Raw genomic sequence first — 12,429 nt, 5'->3', positions numbered from 1 at the left:
TATAAGTGTAATAAGCATATAATATAACCATAACAGGAAATAATATTGATGATATACAGCGTGTATACTATATCATCAAATCATTTAAATAATGTGTATATAAATTGGAGGAATTAATAATGAAAAAATGGGTTTGCAGCGTTTGCGGTTATGTTTATGAAGGTGAAAGTGCACCAGAACAGTGCCCTATTTGTAAAGCACCTGCTTCTAAATTTGTTGAACAGAGTGGCGATTTAGTATTCGCTGACGAACATCGTGTTGGCGTAGCTAAAGGTGTTGACCCTCGTATTGTTGAAGGTTTACAGCAGAACTTCAATGGTGAATGCTCTGAAGTTGGTATGTACCTCGCTATGAGCCGCGTTGCTGAACGTGAAGGTTATCCTGAAATTGCAGAAGCTTACAAACGCTATGCTTTTGAAGAAGCTGAACATGCTGCAAAATTTGCTGAACTTCTCGGTGAAGTTGTAACTGATAGCACTAAGAAAAATCTTGAACTTCGTGTTGCTGCTGAACATGGCGCTTGCGCTGGTAAAAAAGAACTTGCAACTCTTGCTAAAGAACTTGGCTTAGATGCAATTCATGATACTGTTCATGAAATGGCAAAAGACGAAGCTCGTCATGGCTGTGGTTTCAATGGCCTCTTAAAACGTTATTTCGGTAAATAATTATATAGATAGGATTGAAAAGACACAATCGAATGATTGTGTCTTTTTTTTTCGTACAAAGATATAGTAAAATTTAGATGATGGTATATTGTCTTGATATGAAAATATAGATAAGGAATGATTTTATGAGTTATACAGGTTCATTATTAAATTTTATAAGTAGTTCAACGTCACCATATCATACAGTGTTTACAGCACAAGATTATTTAATAAAAAATGATTTTGAAGAGTTGAGTTTAGATAATGATTGGAAAATAGAGTTAGAGAAAAAGTATTTTGTAAAAATATATGATTCTACACTTATTGCTTTTATACCGCATCAAGCCAGGCGTGATGGTATGCGCATTGCCGTATCACATACGGATTTTCCTTGTTTAAAAATAAAACCGAAAGCGCAGATAATTCAAGATAAATACGGAAAATTAAATGTAGAAGTTTATGGCGGAATGATTTTAAATACATGGCTCGATAGACCGCTTTCTTTAGCTGGGAAAGTTGCCTTAAAAGGAGACGATGTTTTTACTCCTAAAGTAGAGTTTGTTGATTTTAGGCGACCTTTGATGACAATACCAAATTTAGCTATTCATATGGATAGAAATGTGAATGATGGTAAGGCTTTAAACAAACAAAAAGAGATGCTTCCGATTGCATTTATGCAAGGTGATGAAGATGATGCGCAAGATTGTCTGTTAAATTTATTGGCAGAACAATTAAATTGTGAAAAAGAAGCGATTTTAAGTTATGATTTAACTGTTTACCAAACAGAAAGTCCATGTTATTTAGGTTTTAATAGTGAGTTTATATCTTCACCTAGACTGGATAATATAACTTCTGTAAAAGCTTGCGTAGAAGGTATTATCTCAGATAAAAGAAAATCTGGTCTTGATGTAGTCGTTTTATTTGATAATGAAGAAGTGGGTAGTAGAACAAAACAAGGTGGAGCTTCACTTATATTATCAAATATGTTAGAACGCATATACAGTGCTTGTGGTTATTCAAGACAAGTATTTTTAGCAGATTTAGCCAAGAGCTTTATGCTTTCAATAGATGTAGCACATGCACTTCATCCGAATTATTTAGAAAAAAATGATGTGACGAATAAACCGATACTAAATCACGGTTTAGCTATAAAAATGGCAGCTAGTCAGTCTTATGCAGGTGATGCCGAAGCTATAGCGATAATAAAGGCTTTATGTGAAAAATATAAAATCGATTATCAAATGTATGTAAATCGTTCGGATATTCCTGGTGGTTCGACTATAGGTTCAATTGCTTCAGCTTTGTTATCTATGCGTACTTTAGATATAGGTGTACCGATATTGGCAATGCATTCAGCTAGGGAACTGATGGGTAAATATGACCAAAAGTCATTGGAATTTTTAGTTAGAGCGTTTTTTGAAGGATTTAGATGAAAGGAAGGTAAATATGAATATCTTAGTAGTAATGCCATTTAAACAAAAGCATAAAAAACTTATGCAAGAGAATTTTCCAAATGAAAATTTTATTTATGAGCGAAATCCAAGTAAAGATTTAGTCACTAGTGCAGATGTGATAATAGGCAATGTAAAGACGGATTTATTAAAATTTGCTACTAATCTTAAGCTATTGCAATTAAATAGTGCGGGAACAGATGGCTATTGTGATGAGAGTATTTTTCCGAAAAATGCTGTATTAACTAATGCTACAGGTGCTTATGGATTAGCTTTATCTGAATATATGTTAGCTGTGCTTATGGCTATGCAGAAGAAATTATATAAATATCATGATAATCAAAAGCAGAATTTATGGCATGATGAAGGCGAGGTAACATCTATTTGTAATTCTGTGATATTAGTTGTAGGTTTAGGTGATATCGGTGGCAATTTTGCTAAAAAAGTAAAAGCTTTAGGGGCAAGAGTTATTGGTATAAAAAGGCGTATTATCGATAAACCTGAGTATGTAGATGAACTTGGAACTTTAGATAATCTCAAAGAATATTTGCCTAAAGTGGATGTAGTTGTAAATATTTTGCCAGGTACTAAAGCAACCTACCATTTATTCGATAAAGACAAATTTGCTTTAATGAAAGATAAAGCTTTTTTTGTTAATGCAGGTCGTGGAAATGCTGTAGTAGAAGATGATTTGATTGAAGCGGTAGAAAGTGGTCATTTAGCAGGAGCTGCTGTTGACGTTACAGAAATAGAGCCTTTGCCAAAAGAAAGTCGTATGTGGCAGGTTGAAAATATTCATATCACACCGCATACAGCAGGACAATATCATTTAGCAGCTACGCACGATAATATTGTAAATATTGCTAAAGAAAATTTAAGTCGTTTGTTAACTGGAAAAGATTTAATTAATCAAGTGGATTTTACAACAGGATATAAGAAATAAAAAAATACGTTTCCTATTATTTAATAGGAAACGTACTTTTTTTTAAGATTTCCAGAGACTGTGGAGATTGCAGTAAGCATAAGCTGCTACTACTTGTTCTCCATCGAGCAAAGCAAATTGAGCTTTGGGAGCCTTGTTTGGTGCAAGTAATTTGCGCTGATTGCCCATAGTTGTTTCTAATGAAATCCATTCAATATAGTGTTCTGGCACCATTGGATGTTCTACAGAGCCAACTGTAACAGTAACGATATTGCCTTCTTGTTCGATAACAGGAACGTGTTTTTCTACGGCAGCATCACTAGTTCCAGGGATGATTTCTGTCATTTTTTCACCACAGCAGAAAACTGGAACACCTTTGTTTTTTGCAAAAGCAATGATGTTACCGCAATGGGAACAGATATAAAATTTTTGTGACATAAGCTTTCACCTTTATGTTATTAAATTATAGCATTATATACCAATACTGAGCGAGGCGGTATAATGCCAATATGATAAACATCGGGACGTTCATTTTCATCAATAAAGGATTTGTCTTCAAAATCAGTGTTGATGACGAGTTTCCATGGATGATTATCAGGAAGTGCCGGAAGGTGGAGACGATGATTTTCCCAATGAGAATTAACGCAAATATAAATGAAATCATCTCGTCCATCACGTGTCTTACCAGTCAATAAAACACATACAATTCTGTTTGTATAAGAATAATCGAAATTCCAAGGTTCTACACCATGTAAACTTACAGCTGGATAATCTTTTGGTGTTTCTTCACAGCTACGCGAGAATACAGGATGTTGTTTACGAAATGCGATTAAGCTTTTATAGAACTCAAATATAGATTTATTCTTTTCTAATAAAGACCAATCAAGCCAAGAAATTTCGTTGTCTTGACAGTAAGCATTGTTATTGCCAAATTGTGAATTACAGAATTCATCTCCGGCTAAAATCATTGGAGTTCCTATGCTGCAAAGTAAAATAGCTGCTGCATTACGAACCATTTTACGACGCAGTTTTAATATTTCGACGTTAGAAGTTGCGCCTTCTTCGCCACAATTCCAACTAATATTATCATTTGTACCATCTGTGTTATTCCAGCCGTTTTCTTCATTATGTTTTTCATTGTAAGAAAATAAATCCCACAGTGTAAAACCATCATGACAGGTAACAAAATTTATGGAAGCATAATGACCTCGATATGCCGGATTATAAATATCTTCAGAACCGGTAAGACGAGCCGTAAATGCTTTTGCATAGCCTAAATCGCCTCGTAGAAAATGGCGGACGTCATCACGATAGTGACCGTTCCATTCAGCCCAACGTCCATATGACGGGAATGTGCCTACTTGATACAGTCCTCCAGCATCCCAGGCTTCAGCAATTAATAAAGTATTGTTAAGCAATGGGTCATAAGCTAAAAGCTCTAAAAGTGGAGGATTACTCATTGGTGAACCGTCTTGGTTTCGTCCTAATATAGAGGCAAGGTCAAATCTAAAACCGTCAATGTGGTATTCAGATATCCAATGACGTAAGCAATTTAGAATCATTTGACGAACAATTGGATTGTTACAATTTAAAGTATTGCCACAACCACTGAAATTGTAGTATTCGCCATTTGGTCCTAGTATATAGTAAGCTTTATTATCTATGCCTTTATAAGAAATATAAGGACCTCTTTTATCGCCTTCAGCAGTATGGTTAAAAACAACATCCAAAATAACACGAATTTCGTTTTTGTGAAGTTCTTTTATGAGGTTTTTTAATTCATAAATTTGCATAGAATATTTGCCACTGGCAGCATAACTAGCTTTAGGAGCAAAGAAAGAAATCGGATTATATCCCCAATAATTTAATAAACGGTTCCCTTTACTATCATAGCGTACTGTATTATTTATAACATCTTCATTTTCATCAAATTCAAAGATTGGTAAAAATTCAACAGCATTAACGCCTAATTCTTTTAAATAAGGAATTTTTTCAATAAAGCCTGCATATGTTCCACGATGTTTGACACCAGAACTTTTATGCTGTGTAAAACCACGCAAATGAGCCTCATAAATTATAAGGTCATTTTGCGCGGTTGTAATAGGTGGATCGGTTTCTAGTTCAAAATCATTGATTGCAACTTTAGAACGATATTGAAAAATATTATTTTTATCTGGCAAAACGCCCCATTCATTGCGTCCTGATACCATTTTAGCGTAAGGGTCAAGGAGTATTTTACTTTTATCATAAATATCTCCTTTACGGATATTGTATTTGCCATCAATACGAAAACCGTATTCGATATTTTCATAATCTAAATCGAATACAATCATAGCAAATACATTGCCCAAACGATAATTTGGGGGAAATGGGATAGTAGCAAAGGGCTCTTTAGCATTATTTTTAAAGAGAATAAGTTCACAACTGGTTGCGCCAGAAGAATAGATTGAAAAATTTACACCGCCAGGTAAAATAGTAGAACCGTTTAGACGGAAAAAACCACGTCTAATTTTAAATTGTTGATACGTATCAGTAGGCAGTACATCTAAGGGCATGTTTACACCTCGTTATTTTTAAGATACCAGAGCGTATTCTTTAATAGCATCTTCTACTGTTGGTGCAAGTGTGATTGTATCAGTGAAGCCTGTTAAATAGAATATTTCTGATATTTTATCAGTAATAGAAACAAAAATAGCATTTATATTTAATAATTTAGCTTTATCGGCAATAACAGATAATAAATATAAGCCGTAGTTGGAAATATAATTACAATGAGACATGTCAATAATAATGTTTTCTTGAGTAGTCATTTTATCTAATATTTCTTTTTTTGCTTGTTCCGAACCGAATACATCAAGCTTTCCGTTTAAAGAAATAACGTTAAGATTATCATTTTTTGTGATGCGAATTTCCAAAATAACAACTACCTCCATTAAATTAGTTTATATGATAATAAAAAGTTTAATAAATAAAATGATAGTATAAAATTGTAATTAGAATTTATTCGATTGTAATTAAAGATTATAATATAATTTTAAAATAGTAAAAAATTATTAAAATATAAATTTTAACTATGATGGAAAGGATAAAATTATTATCACTGCTACTGATGAACTATATATATTATTAAGTTAAAATGAATTGGTACAATGATAATCTCTAATACCATTTTATAAGAGATTGCGTATTTTTTCAAGATGAATAAATTTATATATTGTATAGGTATAAAAAAATAAATGCAGGCTTAAAAAACCTGCATTTATTATATACTACTATCATTTATTTTTTAATGGTTTTTTCAAAATAGCAAGTAAGAGCATACTTACAACAGCACCAACAGCAATTGCTACTAAATACATTAAAGGATTGCCAATTGTTGGTACTACGAAAATACCACCATGAGGTGCACGTAATGTACATTCAAATGCCATTGATAATGCACCAGTTATAGCAGAACCAATAACGCAGGATGGTATAACGCGAGCTGGGTCAGCAGCAGCAAATGGGATAGCACCTTCTGTGATGAAGGATAAGCCCATTATATAGTTAGTAGGACCAGATTTTCTTTCAGCTTCAGTGAAGCGGTTACCGAAGAATGTAGTACAAAGAGCAATAGCGATAGGAGGAACCATACCACCAGCCATAACAGAAGCCATAACGCCAAATTCACCATCAGCAAGAAGTGCTGTACCTGTTACATAAGCTGCTTTGTTGAATGGGCCACCCATATCGATGGACATCATGCCACCTACAACTGCACCGATTAAGATACGGCTGCTAGGGTCCATGCCTTTTAATGTTTCAACAAGCCATGTGTTAATAGCACTTACAGGAGGATTGATAATGAATGTAATAGCTACACCCATTAAGAATACACCGAGTAAAGGATATAAGAGAATGTTTTTAATACCATCAAGAGATGCTGGAAGTACGCTTAATACTTTTCTGAGACCAATGATGATATAACCTGCAGCAAAACCAGCGATGAGAGCACCTAAGAAACCAGAACCGCCAGTGTTTGCCATAGCACCACCAACGAAACCAGCGACAAGACCTGGGCGGTCAGCAATACTCATACCGATGAAACCAGCAAGTACAGGAAGCATAAATCCGAAGGAAACACCGCCAACATTTTTAAAGAAAGCAGCAAGAGGAGTATTAGAACCAAAGTTTGATGGATTGGCTGGGTCATATACATCGACTAAGAATGCAATAGCGATTAAGATACCGCCACCAACAACGAATGGAAGCATATGGGATACACCATTCATTAAGTGTTTATAGATTTGACGACCGATACTTTCATTTTCAGTGGAAGAAGAACTGCTATCACCATCATCTCCAGAATGATGATAAATTGGTGCATCTTGTGCCATTGCTTTATCTAAGAGTTCATCAGCTTTGTTGATACCGTTAGCAACTTTAGTTATGATGACATGTTTGCCGTTAAAACGGGACATTGGTACATTTTTGTCGGCTGCAACGATGATACATTTTGCATTAGCAATTTCTTCGTCAGTGAGAACATTTTTTCTACCGCCAGCACCGTTTGTTTCTACTTTAATGGAAATATTTTTGCGTTTAGCATGCTGTTCTAATGATTCAGCAGCCATATAAGTATGAGCAATACCAGTAGGGCAAGCTGTTACAGCTAAAATTTCATAGCCATCTTGAGTTTTTGTTTCTTGTGATGGAGCTGCAGCTGGAGTTTCTTCAGTAGTGGAACTATCTTCTTCTTCAGAAGTTTTACCTTCTTCTTTTTCGTTTATGAGTTTTAAGAATTCATCAACGGTTTTTGCATTGATAAGAGCTTCTTTAAAATCAGGGTCCATTACCATCATAGCGAGTTTACTTAAAAGTTGAACGTGTAAATCGCTAGCACTATCTGGTGCAGCAATCATGAAGAATAAGCGAGATGGATTGCCGTCTAATGCTTCAAAATCCATACCATCAGGAACAACCATAGCAGCAAGTCCGGCTTCGCGAACTGCACTACTTTTAGCATGAGGTGTAGCGATGCCATCGCCTAAACCTGTGGAACCAGATTCTTCACGAGCGATTACAGCTTTAACGTATTCTTCTTTATTATTGAGATTGCCACCTTTTTCCATTAAGTCAGCTAATATATTAATTGCTTCAACTTTGCTTTTTGGTGGAGCAACATTTAATTTTATACTGACTGGTTTTAAGATGTCGGTAATTTTCATAATTAAATCTCCTTTATATTAAATTAAAGTTTTTAAAAGTGCTTCTACTTCAGGACGAGTAGCAAGGTTTTCAGAAAATGCGGAAGCAGAACCTGTTGCTACACCCATGTAGAAGGCACGTTTAAAGTCACCTGTTTCATAATATCCAGTCAAGAAACCAGCTACCATAGAGTCGCCAGCACCGATGGAATTTACAAGTTTGCCTTTTGGTACAGGAGAATGGATTGTGGAACCATTTTGGTCTACTAAAATTGCTCCATCTTTACCCATAGAAATAAGTACGTTTTTAGCGCCTAATTCCTGTAATTTTTTAGCATAGAAAATAATATCATCATGACTATTGAGTGTTACGTTGAACATTTCAGCTAATTCATGATTATTAGGTTTGATTAAGAATGGATGATATTTTAATACATTAAGTAAAAGATTTTTTGTAGCATCTACAACGATATTTATACCACGGTTTTCTAATTTTGCCATGATTTTTTCGTAAATATCATCAGGAAGACTTTTTGGAATACTACCAGCTAAAACGAGTGTATCGCCAGCAGTCAATTTATCCAATTTTGCAAAGAGCTCATCAATAGCTTCTTGTGGAATATCTGGTCCTTGACCATTTACTTCTGTTTCTTGTTCTGCTGTTTTGATTTTTACGTTTATGCGAGAAAATCCATTAGGCAGTTCAATAAAATCACTTTGGCAACCAAAGCCATGAAGTTGACGAATGATTTCTTTACCAGTAAAACCAGAGATGAAGCCTAAAGCAGTGCTGTCAAGGCCGAGATTTTTTAATACGATAGAAACATTAATACCTTTGCCTCCGCCTAAAACTTGTTCATAGTTTACGCGATTAGTTGCTCCAGCAACGAATTTATCCATGCGAACAATGTAATCGATTGCTGGATTGAATGTTACAGTATAAATCATTTAGAGCACCTCCAAAATATTTGTAAAATCTAAATATCTTTTATCCTTTAAGATATCAGTAATAATTGTGGCATTTTCTAAATCTGCAAATGTTATTGGAGTTATTTGGTCAAATTTTGTAGAGTCAGCCACAACAAAAGCCTTTTGACAATGCTTCATAGCTGTCTTTTTCACACAAGCTTCTACTGGGTCTGGTGTAGAAAAACCTGCTTGTGTACTTATACCATTAGTGCCGAAAAATCCTTTAGTAAAATTGTACGGTTTCAAATTTTCGATTGCCACTGTGCCGATGACAGCTCCAGTGGATTTTTTTAATTGTCCACCAATGATTATGGATTTAAAACCGCGTTCAGATAATTTATTGGCATGGGAAATACCATTCGTTACATATGTAGCATTGTACTGTGTAAGATAATTAACAATGAGTTCTGTCGTTGTGCCAGCATCAAGATAAACTAAATCATGTTCTTCAATCAAACTAGCTGCTTTTTTTGCAATTAAGTTTTTTTCTGTTATTTGTAAATCATGTTTAGTTTGGATATCTTTTTCTGTAGATGTATAGAAATCTAAGCTAGTAGCTCCGCCATAAACTTTGCGCAATTTACCGGCTTTGTCAAGTGCTGTTAAATCGCGTCGTATAGTAGATTCGGAGGTGTTAAGTAATGTAGTTAATTCCGCTAATGTTACACTGGACTGTTTCTTTAATAAATTTAAAATAGTGGAATGACGATCTTGTGTTAGCATTTATCTCACCTCTCTACTTGCATTATATCATTCAAAAACAGTTAAAGTCAATCATAAATTGCAATATATTTGCAATTTTCATAGAAAACTAATTCAAAGTCGGTCAAATTATGAACTTTATAAATTTAAAATATTAATGATATAATATTAATAACGATATTTTTAGGTAACTTTTAGGGAAAGAGGTTTTTTTATTGGGCAGTGATACAATACAGAAAAAAAGAAAAATAAGTCTTTATGTAAGAAAATATTTATATTTATTTATAGGTGCTATTATAGCAGCAGTGGGACTAGAAGTATTTTTAATTCCTAATCATATTATTGATGGTGGCGTTGTTGGTATATCAATCATGTTAAGTGCGGTAACGGGCATTCCTTTTGGTGTACTTTTAATTGTGATTAATTTGCCATTTTTATTTTTAGGATATAAATATATAGGAAAGCCGTTTGCTATAGCTACAACATTTTCCATCATTTGCTTATCGTTTTGGTCAAACATCTTTTTACCCGTTTTGCCAGTGACAAATGATTTCTTTTTAGCGGCGGTATTTGGGGGTATTATAACAGGTACAGGTGTTGGACTGGTTATCAGAAATGGTGGCTCTTTTGATGGAACAGAGATAGTGGCAATTATAACAGATAGAAAAACAGTTTTTTCTGTTGGTGAAATAGTAATGTTCATCAATTTATTTATTTTGAGTAGTGCAAGTCTTATTTTTGGTTGGGATAAAGCAATGTATTCTCTTGTTGCTTATTTTGTAATTTCTAAGATGATAGATGTGGTAATTAAGGGATTAGAAGAAACGTATGCAGTTATGATAGTGACATCTCAACATGAAGAAATTGCTGATAAATTAATGAAACAAATGGATAAAGGTGTAACGCTTTTGCATGGTGAAGGTGGTTATTCTAAAGAAAAGCGTAAAATTTTATACTGTATTGTTACTCGTTTAGAAATTGATAGTTTAAAAAGTATTGTACTAGATGTAGATGAATCTGCATTTATAACGATTAATCCTGTAAGTGATATTGTTGGAGGCAGATTACGTCGAAAAAAAGGCCATTAAAATTAAATGATGTATAAATTATTTATAAATTATTATGGAAGATTTTTTATTATTATATTTAATAAGGTAAACAAATTTTTTAATGAGGAAAAAACTTGACGATATAACGAGGACAGAACTATAATACAGGTATAAGAAAACTTTATAAAATGTTTAATAATAATAATAAATATATATGACAATATAGTTAAAAATTATAAAATTTTGTACATAATTTTATACATTAAAGGAAATGGTTTTTTAGGAAAAGAATAATATTTTTATTATTTTTTTTATATAAATATTGGGTCTAATATTTTTTTACGTGCATTTTTATGGGCGAAAAACAGGTCTAGTATTTTAATTTATCTAGGAGGGATATTGTGGAAAAGTATAGTTCTATTTGGGACATGTACCAGAAAAAAGGAATGAGTAGACGCTCCTTTATCAAAGCATGCACAGCAATGGCTGCAATGCTTGGAATTGCACCTACAATGTTATCTAATGTTGTAGAAGCTGCTGAAAAAAGATTACCTGTTGTTGTGTGGTTGCATGGTCATGAATGTACAGGTTGTACAGAAGCATTTATTCGTTCAGGTGCACCAATGGCTTCTGATGTTGTACTTAATATGATTGCGCTTGAATATGATGATACATTAGCAGCTGCTAGTGGTCAGCCTTTTGAACAACATTTACAGGAAATTATCAAAGCATATGATGGACAGTATATTTTAGCTGTAGAAGGTGCAGTACCTGCATTAGCTGATTCTGGCTATTGTATGGTAGGTGGTCATGCTTTTATTGACCAATTAAAAGAAGCTGCTGCTCATTGCGCTGCTATTATTAATTATGGTTCTTGTTCATGTTGGGGAGGTATTCAGGCAGCACGTCCAAATCCTACTCAATCTACAGGTGTACCTAATATTATTGGAAATAAACCAATTGTAAATGTACCTGGTTGCCCACCAATTCCAGAAGTAATGACAGGCGTTATTGCTCACTATGCTATGTTTGGTAAATTACCGCCTCTTGATAGTGAAGGTCGTCCAAAACAGTTCTTTGGTAATCGTCTTCATGATACTTGCTATCGTCGTCCATTTTTTGATGCTGGTCTTTTTGCAGAAGATTTCAATGATAAAGGCGCAAAAGCAGGTTGGTGTCTTTATAAATTAGGTTGCCGTGGACCTGAAACTTATAGTTCTTGTGGTAATCTTCGTTGGTATAATGGTCTTTCTTATCCTGTTCAATCTGGTGCGGGTTGTATCGGTTGTACAAATAAAAACTTCTGGGATGAAGATCCACTTTATGAACGTATGCCAGAAGTTCCAGGTGCTAATATGTTAGGTCTTGGTAATGTAGATACACTTGGTGCTGTAGCTCTTGGTGCGATGGCTGTAGGTATTGCAGGACATGCAGCTACTTCAGCTATTCAGAAAAAGAAAAGAGATGCGCTTGAAAAGAACAAAGAAAGAAAGGACGGTTGATAAA

Annotated in this window: 11 protein-coding genes; 5 read left to right on the top strand and 6 right to left on the bottom strand. The window is 34.2% G+C overall.

Annotation, left to right across the window (positions count from 1 at the left end; all coding sequences use genetic code 11):
* Positions 1-119 precede the first annotated feature (119 nt).
* The 3 genes from CKV65_RS09150 (at position 120) to CKV65_RS09140 (ending at position 3,038) form a co-directional block, all read left to right on the top strand.
* Positions 120-665 carry an NADH peroxidase gene (locus tag CKV65_RS09150; RefSeq protein ID WP_027889027.1) on the top strand — a complete coding sequence of 182 codons (546 nt, stop codon included), beginning with the start codon at positions 120-122 and terminating at the stop codon, positions 663-665.
* Positions 666-790: 125 nt separating this feature from the next.
* Entirely contained in the window at positions 791-2,077 is a 1,287-nt protein-coding gene (locus CKV65_RS09145) for a M18 family aminopeptidase (RefSeq protein ID WP_027889026.1), read from the top strand.
* 13 nt (positions 2,078-2,090) lie between these two features.
* On the top strand, positions 2,091-3,038 hold the full coding sequence (locus tag CKV65_RS09140) for a D-2-hydroxyacid dehydrogenase (protein WP_027889025.1): 948 nt from the start codon (positions 2,091-2,093) through the stop codon (positions 3,036-3,038).
* A 42-nt stretch (positions 3,039-3,080) separates the two neighbouring features.
* Here CKV65_RS09140 and CKV65_RS09135 read toward each other — a convergent pair whose 3' ends face one another.
* From CKV65_RS09135 to CKV65_RS09110, 6 genes are all read right to left on the bottom strand, one after another.
* Positions 3,081-3,455 carry a desulfoferrodoxin family protein gene (locus CKV65_RS09135; protein ID WP_027889024.1) on the bottom strand — a complete coding sequence of 125 codons (375 nt, stop codon included), beginning with the start codon at positions 3,453-3,455 and terminating at the stop codon, positions 3,081-3,083.
* Positions 3,456-3,475: 20 nt separating this feature from the next.
* A complete protein-coding gene (gene glgX, locus CKV65_RS09130; RefSeq protein WP_027889023.1) occupies positions 3,476-5,572 on the bottom strand; it encodes a glycogen debranching protein GlgX in 2,097 nt (698 codons plus the stop codon).
* 18 nt (positions 5,573-5,590) lie between these two features.
* A complete protein-coding gene (locus CKV65_RS09125) occupies positions 5,591-5,932 on the bottom strand; it encodes an STAS domain-containing protein (RefSeq protein WP_027889022.1) in 342 nt (113 codons plus the stop codon).
* 360 nt (positions 5,933-6,292) lie between these two features.
* Positions 6,293-8,224 carry a PTS fructose transporter subunit IIABC gene (locus tag CKV65_RS09120; RefSeq protein ID WP_027889021.1) on the bottom strand — a complete coding sequence of 644 codons (1,932 nt, stop codon included), beginning with the start codon at positions 8,222-8,224 and terminating at the stop codon, positions 6,293-6,295.
* A gap of 18 nt (positions 8,225-8,242) precedes the next feature.
* The gene (pfkB, locus tag CKV65_RS09115; RefSeq protein WP_027889020.1) at positions 8,243-9,151 is read right to left on the bottom strand and encodes a 1-phosphofructokinase; all 909 of its coding nucleotides are present in this window, start codon (positions 9,149-9,151) and stop codon (positions 8,243-8,245) included.
* Positions 9,152-9,895 (bottom strand): DeoR/GlpR family DNA-binding transcription regulator, encoded by a 744-nt coding sequence (locus CKV65_RS09110; RefSeq protein ID WP_027889019.1) that lies wholly within the window; start codon positions 9,893-9,895, stop codon positions 9,152-9,154.
* A gap of 194 nt (positions 9,896-10,089) precedes the next feature.
* On the opposite strand from CKV65_RS09110, the gene CKV65_RS09105 reads away from it, so the two are divergent.
* Both CKV65_RS09105 and CKV65_RS09100 read left to right on the top strand, forming a co-directional pair.
* Positions 10,090-10,962: a YitT family protein gene (locus tag CKV65_RS09105; RefSeq protein ID WP_051177508.1), complete on the top strand. Its 873-nt coding sequence runs from the start codon at positions 10,090-10,092 to the stop codon at positions 10,960-10,962.
* A 362-nt stretch (positions 10,963-11,324) separates the two neighbouring features.
* A complete protein-coding gene (locus CKV65_RS09100; RefSeq protein WP_027889017.1) occupies positions 11,325-12,425 on the top strand; it encodes a hydrogenase small subunit in 1,101 nt (366 codons plus the stop codon).
* Positions 12,426-12,429: the final 4 nt, after the last annotated feature.

This window comes from Megamonas hypermegale (genome assembly GCF_900187035.1).
Taxonomy (GTDB): domain Bacteria; phylum Bacillota; class Negativicutes; order Selenomonadales; family Selenomonadaceae; genus Megamonas; species Megamonas hypermegale.
Note: the sequence above shows the minus strand (reverse complement) of the source record. Positions and strands in the feature narration are given on the sequence as shown.

Coding starts and splice junctions, on each gene's coding strand:
- CKV65_RS09150 (WP_027889027.1), top strand. CDS start 120: ATGAAAAAATGGGTTTGCAGCGTTTGCGGTTATGTTTATGAAGGTGAA.
- CKV65_RS09145 (WP_027889026.1), top strand. CDS start 791: ATGAGTTATACAGGTTCATTATTAAATTTTATAAGTAGTTCAACGTCA.
- CKV65_RS09140 (WP_027889025.1), top strand. CDS start 2,091: ATGAATATCTTAGTAGTAATGCCATTTAAACAAAAGCATAAAAAACTT.
- CKV65_RS09135 (WP_027889024.1), bottom strand. CDS start 3,455: ATGTCACAAAAATTTTATATCTGTTCCCATTGCGGTAACATCATTGCT.
- glgX (WP_027889023.1), bottom strand. CDS start 5,572: ATGCCCTTAGATGTACTGCCTACTGATACGTATCAACAATTTAAAATT.
- CKV65_RS09120 (WP_027889021.1), bottom strand. CDS start 8,224: ATGAAAATTACCGACATCTTAAAACCAGTCAGTATAAAATTAAATGTT.
- pfkB (WP_027889020.1), bottom strand. CDS start 9,151: ATGATTTATACTGTAACATTCAATCCAGCAATCGATTACATTGTTCGC.
- CKV65_RS09110 (WP_027889019.1), bottom strand. CDS start 9,895: ATGCTAACACAAGATCGTCATTCCACTATTTTAAATTTATTAAAGAAA.